We start from the raw sequence: 21,175 nt of genomic DNA, 5'->3' as shown, positions 1-21,175 counted from the left end.
GGGCGGGGGCGGGCTCCCGGTGGGGTCAGCCGCAGCGCGACGCGATGTAGCCGTCGCTGCCGGTCTGGACGTAGGCGTCGGACACGTACTCGCCGTTGTCGATGTTGTCCCAGATGTTCGTCGTGCCGTACGGGCCGCTCACCTTCGTCCCCGGCGTCTGGCAGAAGACCGGGACACGGGTCCCCTCGGGCAGGACACGCACGATGCCGTAGCTGGTGCCGGGGCCGTTGCGGACGTTCACGCGGACGCCCGGAGCGACCGCGTACGTACGGATGGCCGTCTCGGCCGTCATGGCCTCCGGCTCGGTGCCGGTCTCGGCCTCTTCGGCACGGTCAACAGACATGCGAAACCTTCCCCCTTGAGCCCCATGCGGTCATGGGGCGCCGTTCGTTCCCCTGGAACGAGCCGCGAAACATCTGTGCGCGACTCGCGCGCGCAGGCTAGCAAGCCGCCTCTGTCTCGCACGAGTCATCGACTAGGCTCCGTGCGTCGCGCGCGCGGTCGAACAGCACGGGGGGGCGCATGACGCCACGCAGGAACACGGGAGCGGGCGCGGAAGCGGAACTTCCCGAGTACGCCGGTCACTACCGTCTTCAGTCACGCCTGGGGTCGGGTGGCATGGGGGTGGTCCACCTGGCCCACAGCACCTCGGGGATGAAACTCGCGGTGAAGGTCGTACATGCCGAGTTCGCCAGGGATCCCGAGTTCAGGGGCCGTTTCCGGCAGGAGGTGGCCGCCGCTCGCAAGGTGAGCGGGGCCTTCACCGCGCCCGTCGTCGACGCCGATCCGGATGCCGAGAGGCCCTGGATGGCCACGCTGTACATTCCGGGACCGACCCTTTCCGACGAGGTGAAGCGGAACGGGGCGATGGAGCCGGCCCAGTTGCGCCGGCTGATGGCGGGGCTCGCCGAGGCGCTGCGCGACATTCACCGGGTCGGGGTCGTGCACCGGGATCTGAAGCCGAGCAACGTCCTGCTCGCCGACGACGGGCCGAAGGTCATCGACTTCGGCATCTCCCGGCCGAAGGACAGCGAACTGCGCACGGAGACCGGCAAGTTGATCGGCACGCCGCCCTTCATGGCGCCCGAGCAGTTCCGGCGGCCGCGCGAAGTGGGGCCCGCCGCCGACATCTTCGCGCTCGGGTCCGTGATGGTGCACGCGGCGACCGGACGCGGGCCCTTCGACTCCGACAGCCCGTACGTCGTCGCCTACCAGGTCGTGCATGACGAGCCGGACCTCACCGGCGTACCGGAAAACCTCGTTCCGCTGGTGCGGCGGTGCCTCGCCAAGGAGCCGGAGGACCGGCCGACTCCCGACGAACTGATGCGGGAGCTGCGGTCGGTGGCGGCCTCGTACGACACGCAGGCGTTCATACCGGCGCAGCGGGCGGGCGACGGAGCGGCGCCGGAGCCCCGGGCCGCGCGGCCCGCGCCCTCGGGCAGGCGGCGGCTGGGGAAGAAGGCGGCCGTGGGCGCCGGGGCGCTCGGTCTCCTGGTGGCCGCCGCGCTCGCCTCCGTCCACCTGGCGGGAGGCGACGACCCCCCTCCGGCCGGCCCGCAACCGTCCACCAAGGCTGCCGTGTTCGGCTCCTGGAAGACCAGGGCGGCGCCCGAAGGGGCGGGGATGCCTCAGTGTTCGTACCGGAGCGCAACGTTGTGGTGCGCGCAGCCCGGCACGGTCTTCGCTCTCTCCGCTGCCGCCGGGAAACCGCTGTGGCACCACTCGATCGCCGCCAGGCCCATCAGCGGACCGCCGGTTCTCTCGGGCTCTCTCGTGCAGCTCTGCACGAACGGCGGTTCGCTGCTGACGGCGTTCGACCTGCGCTCCGGCAACGAGGTGTGGAAGCGGCCCCTGCCCCACGGCACAACGGTCCGGTACGCCGGCGGAACGACCCTGCTCACGGGTGCCGGCGGAAGGATCACCGCGGTGGACGGCCGTTCGGGCCGCACGAAGTGGAGTCGGCGGCTCCCTGGCTACGGCACTCCGTCCGTCGCCTCGTTCGCCGGGGACCCGCTGGCCTACGCGACGAACACGTCCGAGGACGGGACGCGCACACGCGTCACCGCGGTGGATCCGGGGACCGGCGCCGTGCGCTGGCAGGCCTCACTGCAGGGGTCGCTCAAGCCCGTCGGCAGCCTGGGCCGGTCCTTGGCGTTCCTGTCCTTCGACACGGCCTCCGGGGCGACGAACGCCGTGGTCCGCTACACGCCGGCGTCGAGGACGTCGCGCTGGGTGGCGCTGCCGGTCCCGCGCTTCAGCCCTCAGGCGACCACGCACGGCGACATGGTCCACCTGCTGTCGGCGGGCGGCTCGCTGGAAGCCGTCGACCTGGCCGCCGGTAAGCGGCTGTGGCAGGTCGAGACGTCCGTCAGCCGCGGCTCGGCACCGGTCGGCGACGGTGAGCACGTCTACTTCACCGCGGCCGACGGACGCCTGCTGGCGTTCGACGCGCACGACGGACGCCTCGCGGGGCAGACCCGGTCGCGGCTCGGTGACCACGCGGACGAGGTCACCGCCGACATGCCGCCCCCTCTGCTCGCCGACGGCCACATCTACGCCGCCGCCCCCGACGGAACCGTCTTCGCCGTGGCCGCGCGCGATCCGGCCGGTTGGTGACGTGCGCAGGGGCCGCCCCCTGAGGGAGGCGGCCCCTGGGGTCGTACGACCGCTCAGCCCAGCTTCGTCACGTCGCGCACCGCGCCCTTGTCGGCGCTGGTGGCCATCGCCGCGTAGGCGCGGAGGGCGGCGGAGACCTTGCGGTCGCGGTTCTTGGGGGCGTGGACGCCGTTCAGGGCCTGCTCGCGGCGGGACAGTTCCGCCTCGTCCACCAGCAGCTCGATCGTGCGGTTCGGGATGTCGATGCGGATGCGGTCGCCGTCCTGGACCAGGGCGATCGTGCCGCCGGCGGCCGCCTCCGGGGAGGCGTGGCCGATGGAGAGGCCGGAGGTGCCGCCGGAGAATCGGCCGTCGGTGACCAGGGCGCAGGTCTTGCCGAGGCCGCGGCCCTTCAGGTACGAGGTCGGGTAGAGCATCTCCTGCATGCCGGGGCCGCCCTTGGGGCCCTCGTAGCGGATGACGACGACGTCGCCGTCCTTGACCTCCTGGGTGAGGATCCGCTGGACGGCCTCCTCCTGGGACTCGCAGACGACCGCCGGGCCCTCGAAGGTCCAGATCGACTCGTCGACGCCGGCGGTCTTGACCACGCAGCCGTCGACCGCCAGGTTTCCCTTCAGGACGGCCAGGCCGCCGTCCTTCGAGTAGGCGTGCTCGGCGCTGCGGATGCAGCCGCCCTCCGCGTCCTCGTCCAGGGCCTCCCAGCGCTCGGACTGGGAGAAGGCCTCGGCGGAGCGGACGCAGCCGGGGGCCGCGTGCCACAGCTCGACCGCCTCGGGGGACGGGGAGCCGCCGCGGACGTCCCAGGTCTTGAGCCAGTCGGCCAGGGACGGGCTGTGGACGGCGTGGACGTCCTCGTTGAGCAGGCCCGCGCGGTGCAGTTCGCCCAGCAGGGCGGGGATGCCGCCGGCGCGGTGCACGTCCTCCATGTAGTAGGTGCGGTTCTTCGCCACGTTCGGGGCGACCTTCGCCAGGCACGGGACGCGACGCGAGACGGCGTCGATCTGCTCCAGACCGAACGGGACGCCCGCCTCCTGGGCGGCGGCCAGCAGGTGCAGGATCGTGTTCGTGGAGCCGCCCATCGCGATGTCCAGGGCCATGGCGTTCTCGAAGGCCTGGAAGGTGGCGATGTTCAGCGGGAGGACCGACTCGTCGTCCTGCTCGTAGTAGCGGCGGGTGAGGTCCATGACCGTGCGGGCGGCGTCGACGTAGAGCTGCTTGCGCGCGGTGTGGGTGGCCAGCACCGAGCCGTTGCCGGGCAGGGACAGGCCGATCGCCTCGGTCAGGCAGTTCATGGAGTTGGCCGTGAACATGCCGGAACAGCTGCCGCAGGTCGGGCAGGCGTTCTCCTCGATACGGAGGATGTCCTCGTCGGAGATCTTGTCGTTGACGGCGTCGGAGATCGCGTCGACCAGGTCGAGGGTGCGGACCGTACCGTCGACCAGGGTGGCGCGGCCGGCCTCCATGGGGCCGCCGGAGACGAACACCGTGGGGATGTTCAGGCGCAGGGCCGCCAGCAGCATACCCGGGGTGATCTTGTCGCAGTTGGAGATGCAGACCATGGCGTCGGCGCAGTGCGCCTCGACCATGTACTCCACCGAGTCCGCGATCAGGTCGCGGGAGGGGAGGCTGTAGAGCATGCCGCCGTGGCCCATCGCGATGCCGTCGTCCACGGCGATCGTGTTGAACTCGCGCGGGATGCCGCCCGCCTCCTTGATCGCCTCGCTGACGATCCGGCCGACCGGCTGGAGGTGGGTGTGGCCCGGGACGAACTCGGTGAAGGAGTTCGCGACCGCGATGACCGGCTTCCGGCCGATGTCCGCACCGGGTACACCTGAAGCGCGCATCAGGGCGCGGGCGCCCGCCATGTTGCGGCCGTGGGTGACTGTGCGGGACCTCAGCTCGGGCATCGTCGCTCGCTCCTTCGAAGACCTACTGCCAGAGAGTTCTGACTGTCTCCGAGCGTACGCCGGTGCTCCAAACGCTGGACACGGTTGTCCGGAATGCGGGACACGTGTCCCATGGGCCGCCGGGTACGGGCAGCGGTTCCCCTCCCGCTCGGCCAGGCGCGCTCAGGGGTGCGTGAGATGCCCCTGCACGACGGGGGCGACCCGGGCGATGATCTGTTCCAGATCCGCGGACGCCAGCGGCTCCAGCTTGATCACGTAGCGCATCATCGCCGTACCCACCAGCTGCGCGGCCGCCAGCTCGGCCCGCAGCTCCGGGTCCGGCAGGTCCACCTGGGCGGCGATACGGCGCAGCAGCTGGGAGGCGACGAGGCGGCGGAAGACGGCGGCGGCGGTCTCGTTGTTCACGGCGGACCGGAGGATCGCGAGGAGGGGTGTACGGGTCGTGGGGTTGTCCCAGACGCCGAAGACGAAGCGGGTCAGCCGCTCCCCCACCCCCTCCAGGGGGCCGTCGGCCACCGCGTTCGGCGCGTTCAGCGCGGGTGCGAAGGCGACCTCGATGGCCGCCTCGAACACCTGCTCCTTGGTGCCGAAGTAGTGGTGGACGAGCGCCGAGTCGACCCCGGCCGCCTTGGCGATGCCGCGTACGGACGTCTTCTCGTACCCGCGCTCGGAGAACTCCTCACGGGCCGCGGCGAGGATGCGGTCGCGGGTGTCCGCGGACTCGGCGCGCGGCGGGCGGCCCCTTCTGCGGGCCGTCGGCTCACCGGTGGCGGGCGTCTCGCTCATGGCCGGAGTCTCGTTCATCGCCGGGGCATCCTTGCCGCCGACGCCAGGTGCTTGCGGGTGAAGGCCAGGGCCTCGGCGAGGTCGGCCTCGCGCTCGGCACCGGACATGGCCCGCCGGGTGTTGACCTCGATGACGACATGGCCGTCGAAGCCGGACAGGGTCAGGTGTTCCAGCAGCTCGGCGCAGGGCTGGGTGCCGCGGCCGGGCACCAGGTGCTCGTCCTTGGCCGAGCCCCGGCCGTCGGCGAGGTGCACGTGGCCCAGGCGGTCGCCCATGCGGTCGATCATGTCCAGGGCGTTCGTGCGGGCCGTCGACGTGTGGCTGAGGTCGATCGTGAAGTGCCGGTAGTCGTCGTTGGTGACGTCCCAGTCGGGGGCGTAGGCGAGCATCTCGCGGTCGCGGTAGCGCCACGGGTACATGTTCTCGACGGCGAACCGCACGTCCGTCTCGTTCGCCATCCGCCAGATCCCGTCGACGAAGTCGCGCGCGTACTGCCGCTGCCAGCGGAAGGGCGGGTGCACGACGACGGTGGAGGCACCCAGCTTCTCGGCGGCCGCCCGGGCCCGCTGCAGCTTGACCCACGGGTCCGTCGACCAGACCCGCTGGGTGATCAGCAGGCAGGGGGCGTGGACGGCCAGGATCGGGATGCCGTGGTAGTCCGACAGGCGGCGCAGCGCCCCGATGTCCTGGCTGACGGGGTCGGTCCACACCATGACCTCGACGCCGTCGTACCCGAGGCGCGCGGCGATCTCGAAGGCCGTCGCCGTGGACTCCGGGTATACGGAGGCCGTCGACAGGGCAACGGAAACGTCCCTTGGTTCAGCCACGTCCGTCACCTTACGGGGTGGAGTGGTGAGGGTGCCGGGTGCCTGTTCGCCGTTGTGAGCTTTGCCATTCGGGCAGGCGCGGGTCGTGTGCGGCGCCCGCACGGCGGAGCCGCACGTCGACACGGCCCCGCGCCCCGGCGCCCCCTAGTCCGAACCCATGTGGTCGAGGCGGCGGAGGATGACGCCCTCCCGCAGGGCCCACGGGCAGACCTCCAGGCTCTCCACGCCGAACAGGTCCATCGCGCCCTCGGCCACCAGCGCACCCGCCAGCAGCTGGCCGGCCCTGCCGTCCGAGACGCCCGGCAGCTCGGCGCGCTGGTCGGCCGTCATGCCGGCCAGCCGCGGGACCCAGGCCTCCAGGGACTCGCGCTTGAGTTCACGCTGGACGTAGAGGCCGTCGGCGCTGCGGGCGGCGCCGGCGATGCGGGCGAGCTGCTTGAAGGTCTTCGACGTGGCGACGACGTGGTCGGGGGCGCCGAAGCGGCTGAATTCGCCGACCGTGCGGGCGATCTCCGCACGGACGTGGCGGCGCAGGGCGCGTACGGCCTCGGGGGCGGGCGGGTCGCCGGGCAGCCAGCCCGCGGTGAGCCGGCCGGCGCCGAGCGGCAGGGAGACGGCGGTGTCCGGCTCCTCGTCTATGCCGTAGGCGATCTCCAGGGAGCCGCCGCCGATGTCCACGACCAGGAGCTTTCCGGCGGACCAGCCGAACCAGCGGCGGACCGCGAGGAAGGTCAGGCGGGCCTCCTCCTCGCCGCTGAGGACCTGGAGTCGTACACCGGTCTCGTCGGCCACGCGCGCGAGGACGTCGTCGGCGTTGCTGGCCTCCCGTACGGCGGAGGTGGCGAACGGCAGCAGGTCCTCGACCCCCTTGTCCTCGGCGGCCTGGAGGGCGTCCTGCACGACGTCGATCAGCTTGTGGATGCCGTCGTCGCCGATGGCACCGCTGTCGTCGAGGAGCTGGGCGAGCCGAAGTTCGGCCTTGTGCGAATGCGCGGGCAGCGGGCGCGCGCCGGGGTGAGCGTCCACCACCAGCAGATGCACCGTGTTCGAACCCACGTCCAGGACACCGAGTCTCATATACGGAACGCTACTGCCAGATTGTCCGTCCACGGTCCCCGGTACGGGCCTGGGCCACTTACTCTGGACGCGTGCCAAAGACGAAAAAGGCGAAGAACCACAAATCCTCCAAGGGAGTGAAGGATTCTTCCCAGGCGACGGCGTCCGTGTCCCCGAAGTCCCCGAAGGCCACGAAGTCCCGGAAGGCTCCGCAGGTGAGCGACGAGAAGGGGCTCGACTTCGCGCGCGCCTGGGTGGAGTTTCCCGATCCTGCGGACGACGAACAGGTCTTCCGCTGTGATCTGACATGGCTGACCTCTCGCTGGAACTGCATCTTCGGCAGCGGCTGCCAGGGCATCCAGGCGGGCCGCGCGGACGACGGGTGCTGCTCGCTGGGCGCGCACTTCTCGGACGAGGACGACGAGAAGCGGGTCGCCGCGCACGTGGCACGGCTCACGCCGGAGATCTGGCAGCACCACGCGGAGGGCACCCGCGACGGCTGGGTCTCCGAGGACGACGAGGGCTCCCGGCAGACCCGCCCGTTCCAGGGCTCGTGCATCTTCCAGAACCGCCCGGGGTTCGCGGGCGGCGCGGGCTGCTCCCTGCACATCCTCGCGCTGCGGGAGGGCCGGGAGCCGCTGGAGACCAAGCCGGACGTGTGCTGGCAGCTGCCGATCCGGCGGACGTACGACTGGATCGACCGGCCCGACGACACGCGCGTGCTGCAGGTGTCCATCGGCGAGTACGACCGCCGGGGCTGGGGTCCGGGCGGGCACGACCTGCACTGGTGGTGCACATCGGCGACGTCGGCGCACGGCGCGGGCGAGCCGGTGTACGTCTCCTACCGGGCCGAGCTGACGGAACTGATGGGCAAGGCCGGCTACGACCGCCTGGCCGAGCTCTGCGAACAGCGGCTGGCGTCGCAGCTCCCCCTGGTCGCCCCCCACCCGGCCGACCCGGCCCCGTAGCCCCACCACCCGCCCCCTTCCCTCCCACCCGTCCGTCCCCCGTCCCGGCCGCCCGACAGGACACCGAGGGGCCGACCGACCGCCGCGCGCGGGACGGACACGCCCGGCGGGCCCGGTGCCCGCCCCCGCGGGCGTCCGACGCCGACCCGGGGCGTCCGGCGTGCGCCCCGGGGGTCCGCCGCCCGCCCCTGTGCCCCGCGCTGCTCCGTCGCCCGGGTGGAAGTCCGTCGCCCGGACGGGGACGCCGGGACGGGGGCGCCCGGATGGGAAGTCCGTCGCCCGCCACCCCTCGGCCGCTGTACCGGGCCGGTGCCTTCCACCGCAAACGGGTCGCCCCCTGAGGCGGATCCGCCGAACACCCTCGGCATGCGCCCCCCGCAGGCACAGCCCTAGGGGGGACTCGGCGTATCGCTCCCCGGCTGGGAGGGCGTCGGGGTCGGGGAGTCGGGGGGTGACGGTGGATCCGTGGGGGTGGGGGTCGGGGCCGGTGACGGCGGGGTCTGGGTGGGAGGGGGGTCGGTGGGGGGTGTGCTGGGCGGGGGCGGGGTGGGGTCGGAGGACGGGGGCCGGGGTGCGGGGCGGCGGGTCGGTGCCGTGCCGTAGCCGTCGATGGAGACCACCGCACCGGCCGGGGAGATCGCCAGCTGTGCGTGCCAGTGGCCGGAGGGCTCCTGCAGATGGTCGACGTACACCTTGATCGTCAACGTCTCGCCGGCCGCCAGGGTTCCCGAGGACCGGCTGAGGTAGAGCCAGTGCGCCGTGGTGGACGCGGACCAGGCGACCGGCCCGGAACCCGAGGCGCTGAGGGTGATCAGCGTGGTGTCGCCGTCGCCGGCGGCGCTGACGTCGAGCTGTCCGGACCTCGCGCCGCCCGTGCCGTCGGCGCTGACGACCTCCACGGAGACGTCCGCCTCGCCGTCCTCACCGAGCCGGGTGCCGGGCTTCGCGCTGGCGTTCCCGGCGTTCTCGTAACCGCCGGCCGTGTCACCGCCGAGGGCGTCGGGGCCCTGCGCCTCATGTGCGGTGGCCGAGGGGCCCTCGCCCTCCGCCGTCGGGGCACCCCGGTAGGCGGCCCACAGGGCCAGGACGGGGGCGGCCACCACCGTGGCGACGACGGTCGTCGTCACCGCACGCGCGCGTAGCCGGTCGCGGCGGGCCGCGCGGTCCTTGGGGTCCATCGGGAAGCCACGCCGGTCGAAGCGGGGTGCCGCCGCGCCACGCGCGCGTGCGTGGTGGGCCAGGGCGATGTGCAGGGCCGCGCGCGGGGCCTCCAGGACGGGCAGTTCGGCCGGGGTGACCGTGGCGCCGGGCCAGCGGCCGGGGACGGCGCGCTCGGCGGTGCGGCGGCAGCGCGGGCAGTCGTCGACGTGGCGGACCAGCTCGCGGCGCAGCGCCGTACTCAGGACCAGGCCGCTGTCCCCGGTGAGGTGGGCCACGCTCGGACAGCCGCCGGTCTCGACGACGGCGAGGGCCGCGCGGGTGCGCTCGACCTCGCAGGCGGCCGTGGCGAGCAGTTCGCGCGCGGCGGCCGTCTCCATGCCGAGGACGGCGGCGACCTCCCGCGCGGCCAGGTGGTGGCGGACCGCCAGTTCCAGGGCCTCGCGCTGCTCGGGGGTCGTACCGGCCGCCTCCGGCCAGGCGAGCAGGGCCAGTTCCCGGCGGCGCCGCTCGTGGGCCTCCGGGGCAACCGGCGGATCGGGCACCTGGGGCCCGGTCGGTCTCCCGGCACCGGAACGGCCGGCCGCGTGGGTGGCCTGACGTTTCTGCTTGGCCTCGGCCAGCTTGCGCAGGCACGCCCAGCGGGCCAGCGCGTACAGCCAGGCCCTGCGGTCGGCGGCGGCCTGCGGGACGCGGTGGCCGCGCCGCTCGGCCAGGGCGAGGGCGTCGCCCAGGGCGGCGGTGGCCGCGTCGTGGTCGCACAGCACCGACAGACAGTAGGTGAACAGTCCGTCCAGGTACGGTTCGTAGCGCGCCGGCGGCCGCTGGGCGAGGGTGCGCGCGGTGGTGCGATCGCGTGCCTCGCGCTGCACGCGGTGCGCTCCGGTGCTGCGGGTGGTGGTCTCCGGACTGCTGCTCGTCACCCGTGCGACCGTAGGCGGCGGCGGAGTGCCCCTTCTCGAAGCTTGAGCACTTTTAACCCGCACGGGTGAAACGATCCCTCATAAGGGGACAGGAACCCTTTGTTCCGTGGCGCGATCCCGACGGGTGGTGGCCGATACCGGTTCATCCGCGGGGAGCCCGGGGACGGGTTCGGACGGCCCGGGGACCCGTTGTCAGTGCCGCGGGCTACGGTTTCCGCATGGCTGCCCGTACCAAGACCACCAAGGACCGCCCGTCCTACCGCTGCACCGAGTGCGGCTGGCAGACGGCCAAGTGGCTCGGCCGCTGCCCCGAGTGCCAGGCGTGGGGCACGGTCGAGGAGTACGGCGCGCCCGCGGTCCGTACGACGGCACCGGGCCGGGTCAGCACCTCCGCGCTGCCCATCGGCCAGGTCGACGGCCGCCAGGCCACCGCCCGCTCGACCGGCGTGCCCGAGCTGGACCGCGTGCTCGGCGGCGGCCTGGTACCCGGCGCGGTCGTGCTGCTCGCGGGCGAACCCGGCGTCGGCAAGTCCACGCTGCTGCTGGACGTGGCCGCCAAGGCCGCGAGCGCCGAACACCGCACCCTGTATGTCACCGGTGAGGAGTCGGCGAGCCAGGTGCGGCTGCGCGCCGACCGCATCGGCGCCCTGCACGACGAGCTGTATCTGGCCGCCGAGACCGATCTGTCCGCCGTCCTCGGCCACTTGGACGAGGTGAAGCCGTCCCTGCTGATCCTCGACTCGGTGCAGACGGTCGCCTCCCCCGAGATCGAGGGCGCGCCCGGTGGCATGGCTCAGGTGAGGGAGGTCGCGGGTGCTCTGATCCGCGCCTCGAAGGAGCGCGGCATGTCCACCCTCCTGGTGGGTCACGTCACGAAGGACGGTGCCATCGCCGGTCCCCGCCTCCTGGAGCACCTGGTGGACGTCGTCCTGCACTTCGAGGGCGACCGGCACGCCCGCCTGCGCCTGGTCCGCGGCGTGAAGAACCGCTACGGCGCCACGGACGAGGTCGGCTGCTTCGAGCTGCACGACGAGGGCATCACCGGCCTCGCCGACCCCAGCGGCCTGTTCCTGACCCGCCGGGACGAGCCGGTCCCCGGTACGTGCCTGACCGTCACCCTGGAGGGCCGCCGCCCGCTGGTGGCCGAGGTGCAGGCACTGACCGTCGACTCCCAGATCCCCTCCCCGCGCCGGACGACCTCCGGCCTGGAGACCTCGCGCGTGTCGATGATGCTGGCCGTCCTGGAGCAGCGCGGCCGGATCAGCGCGCTCGGCAAGCGGGACATCTACTCCGCGACGGTGGGCGGTGTGAAGCTGTCGGAGCCGGCCGCCGACCTCGCGATCGCGCTCGCGCTGGCCTCCGCCGCCAGCGACACCCCGTTGCCGAAGAACCTGGTGGCCATCGGCGAGGTCGGCCTCGCGGGCGAGGTGAGACGGGTCACGGGCGTGCAGCGCAGGCTCGCCGAGGCGCACCGGCTGGGCTTCACGCACGCGCTCGTGCCGACCGATCCGGGCAAGGTCCCGTCCGGCATGAAGGTCCTGGAAGTCGCCGACATGGGGGACGCGCTGCGGGTGCTGCCGCGCTCCCGTCGCCGAGAGGCCCCCCGGGAGGCTGAGGAGCGCCGGTAGACTTTGCCCAGGTCTCGCCCGTCCGTACGAACCGCGTGCGGCTAAGGGAGCGCGTCAGAACCTGCGACCGGAGGAGTGCAGTGGCAGCCAACGACCGGGCAGCAGCTCCCGGAAAGTCCGGTGGGAGTGCCGGTTCCGATGGCCTGATGCGCGCCTCGCTGAGCGCCGTGGCTCCCGGTACGGCCCTGCGCGACGGCCTCGAGCGCGTGCTGCGCGGCAACACCGGCGGGCTGATCGTCCTCGGCTCCGACAAGACGGTCGAGGCGATGTGCACGGGCGGGTTCGTCCTGGACGTGGAGTTCACCGCGACCCGGCTGCGGGAGCTGTGCAAGCTGGACGGCGGCATCGTGCTGTCCTCGGACCTGTCGAAGATCCTCCGGGCGGGCGTGCAGCTGGTCCCGGACCCCACGATCCCCACGGAGGAGACGGGGACACGGCACCGCACGGCGGACCGGGTGAGCAAGCAGGTCGGCTTCCCCGTGGTCTCCGTCTCGCAGTCGATGCGCCTGATCGCCCTGTACGTCGACGGTCAGCGGCGCGTCCTGGAGGACTCGGCGGCGATCCTGTCCCGTGCGAACCAGGCGCTGGCCACGCTGGAGCGGTACAAGCTGCGCCTGGACGAGGTGGCGGGCACGCTGTCGGCGCTGGAGATCGAGGACCTGGTGACGGTGCGGGACGTGTCCGCCGTCGCGCAGCGCCTGGAGATGGTCCGGCGCATCGCCACCGAAATCGCCGAGTACGTGGTCGAGCTGGGCACGGACGGGCGTCTGCTCGCGCTCCAGCTGGAGGAGTTGATCGCCGGCGTCGAGCCCGACCGTGAGCTGGTCGTCCGGGACTACGTCCCCGAGCCGACGGCGAAGCGGTCCCGTACGGTCGAGGAGGCGCTGTCCGAGCTGGACGCGCTGACCCACGCGGAGCTTCTCGAACTGGGCACGGTGGCGCGTGCGCTGGGCTACACCGGCTCTCCCGAGACGCTCGACTCGGCGGTCTCCCCGCGCGGCTTCCGGCTGCTGGCCAAGGTTCCGCGTCTTCCGGGCGCGATCATCGACCGGCTGGTGGAGCACTTCGGGGGGCTGCAGAAGCTGCTCGCCGCCAGCGTGGACGATCTGCAGACGGTGGACGGTGTGGGCGAGGCCCGGGCGAGAAGCGTACGGGAAGGTTTGTCGCGTTTGGCCGAGTCCTCCATCTTGGAGCGGTACGTCTGAGTTTCGGCCGGGCGCCCCATGACTCGGGGGGCGTGTGTCCTGTGGCGAGTGCGGGCCGCCGATGGCTGATCGCGCCCCCCAGGCACCCGCACCCGACCCCGAATCGCGTCACCCCGCCTTTTGGTCGACCGGTCCCGTCCTCAGTCGGCCGACAGCACGAACGACGCCCGCACCTTGCCGTACCCCGGTGCCTTCGCCTCCAGCAGATACGTCCCCGTGCCGGCCGTACCGCCGGAGGCCTTCGCGCAGTGCGGAGCACTCGGCTTCCGGTCCCACGTCACGGTGTACGTGATGCTCTTCCCCGCCGGTACCCGGAACACCAGGCTCCCCGCGCCCTTGGGGCAGTCGTCCGACGACCAGAACGCGTCGCTCCCGGCCGCCGGCGTGATCGTCAACACCGTGCTCCTGGACCCGAGATCGATCTTGCAGTCGGCGGACGAGCCGTTCTTCGCGGTGAGTTCGAAGGTCGGCGTCTGGTCGGGCGAGTAGGAGTTGTGCAGGCTCCGCAGGCTCAACGCCACCGCGCCGGACGTGCAGTCGGGCAGCGGGGAGGACGCCGGGAGCGCGTCGCCCGCACCGACGTTGCCGCCGCCGGAAGCCGAACCCGAGCCTCCGGCCGCGCCGCCGCCGGAGGAGCCGGTGGAACCGCCGTCCGAACCGCTGCCGCCGGAACCGGAATCGCTCCCGCTGGAGCCGCCGCCCGACTCGTCGCGCCCGCCCGGGTGTTGGCTGATCGCGGGCCCGGACGAGGAGGGTCCCGGAGTGATCGTGGGTGCGGGATTCTTGTCGTTGGATCCGCCGGCGCTCTTCCTGCCGCTCCCGCCGCCCGCGGTGACGATCCACGTGACCAGCAGCGCCAACACCGCGAACACCGACAGCAGTACGACCCTCCTTCGCCAGTAGATGGAGGAGGGAAGCGGCCCGACCGGATTGCGCAGAGATCCCACGGCGCAAACTGTACGAGAGATCCCCTTGCTCGCTTGCGCCACCCGCCGCGCGAGCGCCAACTTTTCCCGATCATCATTCCGGCAACCGCCGTCAGCCGCACGGCTCTTCATCGGTCACGACGCTGTGTGACCGCGCCGTCACCCACCGGGCGGCCCGGGCCGTGGCAGGATCGGAAGGCCATGACTGAGAAGCTGCACACCCCCGTGATCGCCTGGTTCGACGCCCACGCCCGCGACCTCCCCTGGCGCCGCCCGGAGGCGGGCCCGTGGGGTGTGATGGTCAGCGAGTTCATGCTCCAGCAGACCCCGGTGAGCCGGGTCCTGCCCGTCTACGAGGAGTGGCTCGCCCGCTGGCCGCGCCCCGCCGACCTGGCGAAGGAGGCGCCGGGCGAGGCGGTGCGCGCCTGGGGCCGGCTCGGCTATCCGCGCCGGGCCCTGCGGCTGCACGGGGCGGCGGTCGCCATAACGGAACGGCACGGCGGGGACGTACCGACGGACCATGCGCAGCTGCTGGCGCTGCCCGGCATCGGCGAGTACACGGCCGCCGCGGTGGCCTCCTTCGCGTACGGGCAGCGGCATCCGGTGCTGGACACGAACGTGCGCCGGGTCTTCGCGCGCGCGGTGACGGGCGTGCAGTACCCGCCGAACGCGACGACGGCCGCCGAGCGCAGGCTCGCCCGTGAGCTGCTGCCGCAGGACGAGGGGACCGCCGCGCGCTGGGCGGCGGCCACCATGGAGCTGGGCGCGCTGGTGTGCACGGCGAAGAACGAGGGGTGCGGGCGGTGCCCGATCGCCGCCCAGTGCGCCTGGCGGCTGGCCGGCAAGCCGGAGCACACGGGCCCGCCGCGGCGCGGGCAGACGTACGCCGGTACGGACCGGCAGGTGCGCGGCAAGCTGCTGGCGGTCCTGCGGGAGGCGCACGCGTCGGTGCCGCAGGCGGTGCTGGACCGGGTGTGGCACGAGCCGGTGCAGCGCGCCCGCGCGCTCGACGGGCTCGTCGCGGACGGCCTGGTGGAGCCGCTGCCGGGCGGTCTGTATCGGCTGCCGCTGAGCTGACGAACAGCCAAGTCACAGCTCTGGCGCCTCTGTTACGGCGCCATCTGCTCGACAAAGGCTTACATAAAGGGACATACCGGTCCGCCTGCTTACCCCGTTCCCTTGTCCGTTACACAACCGACGGATAGCCGATTGCTAGCCGCAGGCTGGTTCGGACAACGCCGTGACAACCACTCCGTAGCTTCTTTTCCGTGCCCGGCCGACCACCGGACACGGGGAAAGAACGCAGGACTTCAGGCACGGAGCCGGAGTGAACGGGGAACGGAGGCGGTTGATCATGGCGCAGGGCGAGGTGCTCGAATTCGAGGAGTACGTCCGCACCCGGCAGGACGCGCTGCTGCGCAGCGCGCGCCGCCTGGTGCCGGACCCCGTCGACGCCCAGGACCTCCTGCAGACGGCGCTGGTGCGCACGTACGGCCGCTGGGAGGGCATCGCGGACAAGCGGCTCGCCGACGCCTACCTGCGCCGCGTGATGATCAACACCCGTACGGAGTGGTGGCGGGCGCGCAAGCTGGAGGAGGTCCCGACCGAGCAGCTGCCGGACGCGTCCGTGGACGACTCCACCGAGCAGCACGCCGACCGGGCCCTGCTGATGGACGTCATGAAAGTGCTCGCACCGAAGCAGCGGAGCGTCGTGGTGCTGCGACACTGGGAGCAGATGTCCACGGAGGAGACGGCCGCGGCCCTCGGCATGTCGGCCGGTACGGTCAAGAGCACGCTGCACCGGGCGCTCGCCCGGCTCCGCGAGGAGCTGGAGGCCCGCGATCTGGACGCACGCGCGCTGGAGCGTGAGGAGCGGGAGCGTTGCGCGGCCTGACCGGGGCCGGGTCCGTCGGGACCCGAGGGAGTACACAGGCGGTGATCGCGGTGGGGGCCGCGCTCGCCGCCCTCGCCCTTTTCGTCGCCGCGTGCGGCACGGGGGGCACGGGCACCCGGGACGAGGGCCCGGCACACGCGTCGGCGGCCGTCGGAGCCGCCGCCCCTCCCAGCCCCAGCCCGAGCCCCACCACCCGCTATCGGAAGGTGGACGCGGTCTCCCTGCTCAAGAAGGACCCGGCGGTCTCCGCGGCGGTGAAGCAGGAGCTGAAGCCGTGCAGCGGCGACGGCTACCCGATCGAGGCCACCTACGGCGACCTGACCGGCGGGTCCGTCAACGACGTCCTGGTGAACGTGTGGGCCTGCGCCGACTCGGTGGGCATCGGCTCGTACGTGTACCGGGACGTCGGCGGGACGTACAAGAATGTGTTCAAGGCGGAGGACTCGCCGGTCTTCTCGGAGATCGACGGCACCGAGCTGACCGTGACCAAGCAGGTGTACGACACGGACGACCAGGCGGCCAACCCGTCCCGGGAAACCGTGATCACGTACGACTGGAAGGCGGACCGGTTCACCGAGCGGACCCGGCACGAGACCTTCTACAGCAGAACCGGCGGCGACGCGGCGCCCCCGCAGGACAGCTGACCCCCACACGCACACACCACGAGGACTGAGAGCACCGGGATGGCAGACCAGACCCACGTCCTGTTCGTCGAGGACGACGACGTCATCCGCGAGGCCACCCAGCTGGCCCTGGAGCGGGACGGCTTCGCGGTCACCGCCATGCCCGACGGGCTGTCGGGCCTGGAGGCGTTCCGGGCGAACCGCCCCGACATCGCCCTGCTGGACGTCATGGTCCCCGGTCTGGACGGGGTCAGCCTGTGCCGTCGTATCCGGGACGAGTCGACCGTGCCGGTGATCATGCTGTCGGCGCGCGCCGACTCCATCGACGTCGTCCTCGGCCTGGAGGCGGGCGCCGACGACTATGTGACCAAGCCGTTCGACGGCGCCGTGCTGGTGGCGCGGATCCGGGCGGTGCTGCGCCGCTTCGGGCACGCGAGCGGCAGCGGCCAGGCCGAGTCCGGCACGGACGCGTTGACCGGCGGGGTGCTCACCTTCGGGGACCTGGAGATCGACACCGAGGGCATGGAGGTGCGCCGGGCCGGGCAGCCGGTCGCGCTCACCCCGACCGAGATGCGGCTGCTGCTGGAGTTCTCCTCCGCGCCGGGCACCGTGCTCTCCCGCGACAAGCTCCTGGAGCGGGTCTGGGACTACGGCTGGGGCGGGGACACCCGGGTCGTCGACGTGCATGTGCAGCGGCTGCGCCAGAAGATCGGCCAGGACCGGATCGAGACCGTCCGCGGCTTCGGCTACAAGCTGAAGGCCTGAGCGGGGCGGCGATGCGGGGGATCCTGCGGCACCCGGTCCGGCGCGTGGAGCGCGCGGGCCTGCACACCGGACTCAGATGGAAGCTCAGCGCGGCGATCGCGCTGGTGGCCGGGCTGGTGGCGATCGCGCTGAGCCTGGTCGTGCACAACGCGGCCCGGGTCTCGATGCTCGACAACGCACGCGACCTGGCCAACCAGCGCCTCCAGTTCGCGCAGCGCAACTACGAGCAGAGCCGGCGGCCGAACTTCCCGAACGTCAAGCTCGACGACCCCGACCTGCCGCCCGCGCTGCGGGAGAAGGTGGCAGCCGGCCGCAAGGCCAGCGACGTCATCGACCGGGGCGGGGTGCCGGACATCTGGGCGGCCGTGCCCACCAAGGACGGGCGTGTGCTGTCCCTGCACAGCCATATGCCGGACCGGTCCACCGATGTGATGAAGGACCTCGACCAGGCGCTGGTCATCGGGTCCGTCGCGGTCGTGTTCGGCGGCAGCGCGCTCGGCGTGCTGATCGGCGGACAGCTGTCCGGGCGGCTGCGCAAGGCGGCGGCCGCCGCGAACCAGGTCGCCAAGGGCGAGACCGACGTCCGGGTCCGGGAGGCCATCGGCGGGGTCGTACGGGACGAGACCGACGATCTCGCCCGCGCCGTGGACGCCATGGCGGACGCCCTGCGGCAGCGTCTCGAGGCCGAGCGGCGGGTCACCGCCGACATCGCGCACGAACTGCGCACCCCGGTGACCGGTCTGCTGACGGCCGCCGAACTGCTGCCCCCGGGCCGGCCGACGGAACTGGTCCTGGACCGGGCGAAGGCGATGCGCACGCTCGTCGAGGACGTCCTGGAGGTGGCCCGGCTCGACGGCGCCTCGGAGCGGGCCGAGCTGCAGGACATCATGCTCGGCGAGTTCGTCGCCCGGCGGGTGGCGGCCAAGGACCCGGACATCGCCGTACGGGTGGTGCACGAGTCGCAGGTCACCACCGATCCGCGGCGGCTGGAGCGGGTGCTGTTCAACCTGCTCGCCAACGCCGCGCGGCACGGCAGGCCGCCGATCGAAGTGACCGTCGAGGGCCGGGTCATCCGGGTCCGCGACCACGGTCCGGGCTTTCCCGAGGAACTGCTCGCCGAGGGGCCGAGCCGCTTCCGCACCGGCAGCAAGGACCGCGCCGGTACGGGCCACGGGCTGGGCCTGACCATCGCCGCGGGCCAGGCCCGGGTGCTCGGCGCCCGGCTGACGTTCCGCAACGTACGCCCCGCCGGCACCCCCGCCGACATCCCGGCGGAGGGCGCGGTGGCCGTCCTGTGGCTCCCGGAACACGCCCCGACGAGCACGGGCAGCTATCCGATGCTGCCGCTGTCGGGGGGAGCGAGCTGAACGTGGTCCGGGGCCGAGGGGCTGTGTCCGATACGCCCCTCCGCCCAGCGGCACCGTCCCGGGCGCTCAGCGAAGCAGTGAATCGGTGAGCCCCTCGGCCGCGTCCGCGTCCAGCGGGGCGTGCCCCAGCAGGAACCGGTACCAGAAGAACCCGTAGAACTGGTCGACCAGCAGGTCGAGGTCCCTGCCGGCCGGCAACTCCCCGCGCTCCCGCCCCCGTTCGAGCACCGCCCGCACCGCGGCCCGCCGCGACTCCGTGAACACCCGCATCAGCTCGGCCAGATGCGGATCCCGGGCCGCCTCCCGGACGAGGGTGCGCAGGGCCGGGCCGGACGGCGGACGCTGGGACGCCTCGAACGTGGCGACCGCCAGCTCGCGCAGGTCCGCCCGGAGGTTTCCCGTGTCCGGCGCGGGCACGTCCTGGGCGGCGCGGTCGGTGAGCGCGTCCAGCAGGACGGCGCCCTTGGAGGGCCACCAGCGATAGAGGGTCTGTTTTCCCACCCCGGCCGCGCGCGCGATGGTCTCCACGCTCACCGGTGCGCCGTCGGCGTCGGCCAGCAGCTCCAGCGCGGCGTCGAGGATCGCACGGCGTGCGGCCTCGTTACGGCGGCGTCCGGTGTGCGGGCGGGGTTCCTTGCTGTCGTGCACGGGCCCATCCTCCCCGAAACCGCTTGACGAGACCACCGGTCTCGGTAACTCTTTAACGAGACCGACGTTCTCGGCAATGGGCCGGAACCCGGTGATCCCTGGGAGAGAGCCCCTCATGAGCACTCCGAACAGCCCGGTGCACGCCCTGGCCGGACAGCGTGTCGTCGTCATGGGCGGCAGCTCCGGCATCGGCGAGGCGGCGGCCGCGTTCTTCACGGCGGACGGCGCGGAGGTGGTCATCACCGGCCGCGACCAGGACCGCCTGGACGCCGCGGCGGACCGGGTGGGCGGCAAGGTCACGACGTACCGGCTGGACGGGGCGGACCGCGCCGCGGTGGACGCCTTCTTCACGGGCTCGGGAACCGTCGACCACCTGGTCGTCGCACTCAGCGGCAGCAAGGGCGGCGGCCCCTTCGCCGGACTGGACCTGGCCGAGCTGGCGGACGGATTCGCCGGCAAGTTCTGGCCGCACGTCCACGTGCTCCAGGCCGCCCTGCCCGCCCTGCGCCGCGACGGCTCGGTGACGCTGGTGACCGCCGCCTCCGCCCGCGCCGCCCTGCCCGGCACCGCCGGCCTGGCCGCGATCAACGGCGCCCTGGAGGCGATGGTCCCGCCCCTCGCCGTCGAACTGGCACCGCTCCGCATCAACGCCGTCTCCCCCGGCGTGGTCGACACTCCCTGGTGGGAGGGTGTGCCGGCCGAGCAGCGCCGGGCCCTCTTCGACGGCTTCGCCGCGAGCACGCCCGTCGGCCGCATCGGCCGCCCACAGGACATCGCCCGCGCGATCCACATGCTCGCCGCCAACGATTTCGTGACCGGCGTGGTGCTGGAGGCGACGGGCGGCGCGACCTTGGCGACGGGACGCTGAGAGCGCCCCGGGCTGCGGGTCGCTCAGCAGCCCCAGTCCTGCTCCGGATCCAGGCCCCCTTCCCGGCGCTGCGTGAACGAGAACCAGTTCCCGGAGTCGTCCCGGAACAGCGCCTCCGTGCCGTACGGCCGCTCCTGGGGCTCCTGGAGAAACTCCACCCCGCGTTCCTTGAGCCTCCTGTAGTCCCCGTGGATGTCATCGGTCGCCAGCACCCCCGCGCCGAGCGCCCCCTTCGCGATGAGCTTCCTCAGCATCTGCGCGGACTCCGGGTCCATCGCGGGCGGTCCCGGCACCATGAGCGTCAGCTCCACGCCGGGCTGATCGGGGGCGCCGACGGTGAGCCAGCGCATGCCGCCGTCCCCCATGGTCATGTCCGTACGGACCTCGAGGCCCAGCTTCTCGGTGTAGAACTCCTTGGCCCGGTCCTGGTCGAGGACCCAGACGGTGGTGATGGCGAGCCCCTTGATCATGGTTCTGCTCTCCTGTCGGCGGCGTTTCGCGGGGGGAGGGATTCCCGTTCGTCACCGTAGGCAGGGCCGGGCGCGGCGCGCTTCTCGGATGTTGCGCTTCTGAAGCCACCGGCCCAGAGCATGGCGTAGCACCCGGGGATGAGAGCGGCGCCACGGCCGACGTGCTTCGTGCGGTACTCGCTCGGGGTGAGTCCGGTGCGGGCCTTGAAGCGGGCGGAGAACGTGCCGAGGCTGCTGAAGCCGACGAGGGTGCAGATCTCGGTCACCGTCAGGTTGGCGCAGCGCAGCATCTCCTCGGCCCGCTCGATGCGCCGGTGGGTCAGATACTGCCCGGGCGTCTCGCCGTAGGCGTCCTTGAAGGCGCGCAGGAAGTGGAACCGCGAATACCCGGCATGCGCGGCGACCGCGTCGAGATCGAGACCGGGGTCGGCCCAGTCCCGGTCCATGACGTCCTTGGCCAGACGCATACGGCGCAGTTTGTCCATGCGGCCGATGGTGACACGGGGCACTGACAACGGCTCCGACCGGCGCGAACGCAGA

General features: G+C 72.6%; 20 protein-coding genes. 10 read left to right on the top strand and 10 right to left on the bottom strand.

Annotation, left to right across the window (positions count from 1 at the left end; genetic code table 11):
* Positions 1–25 precede the first annotated feature (25 nt).
* Complete coding sequence (locus ACWC94_RS19395) at positions 26–343, bottom strand: SH3 domain-containing protein (RefSeq protein ID WP_450797870.1); 318 nt, start codon at positions 341–343, stop codon at positions 26–28.
* A 179-nt stretch (positions 344–522) separates the two neighbouring features.
* On the opposite strand from ACWC94_RS19395, the gene ACWC94_RS19390 reads away from it, so the two are divergent.
* Positions 523–2,616 carry a protein kinase domain-containing protein gene (locus tag ACWC94_RS19390; protein ID WP_450797868.1) on the top strand — a complete coding sequence of 698 codons (2,094 nt, stop codon included), beginning with the start codon at positions 523–525 and terminating at the stop codon, positions 2,614–2,616.
* A gap of 53 nt (positions 2,617–2,669) precedes the next feature.
* On the opposite strand, the gene ilvD is transcribed toward ACWC94_RS19390, so the two are convergent.
* The 4 genes from ilvD to ACWC94_RS19370 form a co-directional block, all read right to left on the bottom strand.
* Positions 2,670–4,523, bottom strand: coding sequence for a dihydroxy-acid dehydratase (ilvD, locus tag ACWC94_RS19385; RefSeq protein WP_450797866.1), 1,854 nt, complete (start codon positions 4,521–4,523; stop codon positions 2,670–2,672).
* Between the two features lie 162 nt (positions 4,524–4,685).
* Positions 4,686–5,327, bottom strand: a complete 642-nt coding sequence (locus ACWC94_RS19380; protein ID WP_450797864.1) for a TetR/AcrR family transcriptional regulator — start codon at positions 5,325–5,327, stop codon at positions 4,686–4,688.
* Positions 5,324–6,136, bottom strand: coding sequence for a sugar phosphate isomerase/epimerase family protein (locus tag ACWC94_RS19375; RefSeq protein ID WP_450797862.1), 813 nt, complete (start codon positions 6,134–6,136; stop codon positions 5,324–5,326). Before ACWC94_RS19375 ends, ACWC94_RS19380 begins: the two co-directional genes overlap by 4 nt.
* Before the next feature lie 144 nt (positions 6,137–6,280).
* Entirely contained in the window at positions 6,281–7,213 is a 933-nt protein-coding gene (locus ACWC94_RS19370; protein ID WP_450797860.1) for a Ppx/GppA phosphatase family protein, read from the bottom strand.
* A gap of 146 nt (positions 7,214–7,359) precedes the next feature.
* On the opposite strand from ACWC94_RS19370, the gene ACWC94_RS19365 reads away from it, so the two are divergent.
* Complete coding sequence (locus tag ACWC94_RS19365; protein WP_450797904.1) at positions 7,360–8,160, top strand: hypothetical protein; 801 nt, start codon at positions 7,360–7,362, stop codon at positions 8,158–8,160.
* A 389-nt stretch (positions 8,161–8,549) separates the two neighbouring features.
* On the opposite strand, the gene ACWC94_RS19360 is transcribed toward ACWC94_RS19365, so the two are convergent.
* Positions 8,550–10,241 (bottom strand): BACON domain-containing protein, encoded by a 1,692-nt coding sequence (locus tag ACWC94_RS19360; protein WP_450797858.1) that lies wholly within the window; start codon positions 10,239–10,241, stop codon positions 8,550–8,552.
* A gap of 218 nt (positions 10,242–10,459) precedes the next feature.
* Here ACWC94_RS19360 and radA point away from each other — a divergent pair, with 218 nt between their 5' ends.
* On the top strand, positions 10,460–11,869 hold the full coding sequence (gene radA / locus ACWC94_RS19355; RefSeq protein ID WP_450797856.1) for a DNA repair protein RadA: 1,410 nt from the start codon (positions 10,460–10,462) through the stop codon (positions 11,867–11,869).
* 80 nt (positions 11,870–11,949) lie between these two features.
* Complete coding sequence (gene disA, locus ACWC94_RS19350) at positions 11,950–13,074, top strand: DNA integrity scanning diadenylate cyclase DisA (RefSeq protein ID WP_067052714.1); 1,125 nt, start codon at positions 11,950–11,952, stop codon at positions 13,072–13,074.
* A 140-nt stretch (positions 13,075–13,214) separates the two neighbouring features.
* Here disA and ACWC94_RS19345 read toward each other — a convergent pair whose 3' ends face one another.
* A complete protein-coding gene (locus ACWC94_RS19345) occupies positions 13,215–14,021 on the bottom strand; it encodes a hypothetical protein (RefSeq protein ID WP_450797854.1) in 807 nt (268 codons plus the stop codon).
* 180 nt (positions 14,022–14,201) lie between these two features.
* Between ACWC94_RS19345 and ACWC94_RS19340 the strand changes: the two genes are divergently transcribed.
* From ACWC94_RS19340 to cseC, 5 genes are all read left to right on the top strand, one after another.
* Positions 14,202–15,077, top strand: a complete 876-nt coding sequence (locus ACWC94_RS19340; protein ID WP_450797852.1) for an A/G-specific adenine glycosylase — start codon at positions 14,202–14,204, stop codon at positions 15,075–15,077.
* Between the two features lie 277 nt (positions 15,078–15,354).
* Complete coding sequence (locus tag ACWC94_RS19335; protein ID WP_030751823.1) at positions 15,355–15,894, top strand: SigE family RNA polymerase sigma factor; 540 nt, start codon at positions 15,355–15,357, stop codon at positions 15,892–15,894.
* A gap of 41 nt (positions 15,895–15,935) precedes the next feature.
* A complete protein-coding gene (locus tag ACWC94_RS19330) occupies positions 15,936–16,538 on the top strand; it encodes a hypothetical protein (RefSeq protein ID WP_450797850.1) in 603 nt (200 codons plus the stop codon).
* Positions 16,539–16,577: 39 nt separating this feature from the next.
* On the top strand, positions 16,578–17,282 hold the full coding sequence (gene cseB, locus ACWC94_RS19325; RefSeq protein ID WP_450797849.1) for a two-component system response regulator CseB: 705 nt from the start codon (positions 16,578–16,580) through the stop codon (positions 17,280–17,282).
* Positions 17,283–17,293: 11 nt separating this feature from the next.
* Entirely contained in the window at positions 17,294–18,649 is a 1,356-nt protein-coding gene (cseC, locus tag ACWC94_RS19320) for a two-component system sensor histidine kinase CseC (protein ID WP_450797847.1), read from the top strand.
* Between the two features lie 66 nt (positions 18,650–18,715).
* Here cseC and ACWC94_RS19315 read toward each other — a convergent pair whose 3' ends face one another.
* Positions 18,716–19,297, bottom strand: coding sequence for a TetR/AcrR family transcriptional regulator (locus ACWC94_RS19315; protein WP_450797845.1), 582 nt, complete (start codon positions 19,295–19,297; stop codon positions 18,716–18,718).
* Positions 19,298–19,412: 115 nt separating this feature from the next.
* Between ACWC94_RS19315 and ACWC94_RS19310 the strand changes: the two genes are divergently transcribed.
* Positions 19,413–20,165 (top strand): SDR family oxidoreductase, encoded by a 753-nt coding sequence (locus ACWC94_RS19310; protein WP_450797843.1) that lies wholly within the window; start codon positions 19,413–19,415, stop codon positions 20,163–20,165.
* A 23-nt stretch (positions 20,166–20,188) separates the two neighbouring features.
* Here the strand turns inward: ACWC94_RS19310 and ACWC94_RS19305 are convergent, their stop codons facing one another.
* Together ACWC94_RS19305 and ACWC94_RS19300 are read right to left on the bottom strand one after the other, a co-directional pair.
* Positions 20,189–20,635: a VOC family protein gene (locus ACWC94_RS19305; RefSeq protein WP_450797841.1), complete on the bottom strand. Its 447-nt coding sequence runs from the start codon at positions 20,633–20,635 to the stop codon at positions 20,189–20,191.
* On the bottom strand, positions 20,632–21,120 hold the full coding sequence (locus ACWC94_RS19300; RefSeq protein WP_450797839.1) for a helix-turn-helix transcriptional regulator: 489 nt from the start codon (positions 21,118–21,120) through the stop codon (positions 20,632–20,634). The genes ACWC94_RS19305 and ACWC94_RS19300 overlap by 4 nt, the downstream gene beginning before the upstream one ends.
* Positions 21,121–21,175 lie beyond the last annotated feature (55 nt).

Source organism: Streptomyces sp. NPDC001135 (assembly GCF_053598395.1).
The sequence above is the reverse complement of the archived record's forward strand: the minus strand, read 5'-3'. Positions and strand labels throughout refer to the sequence as shown.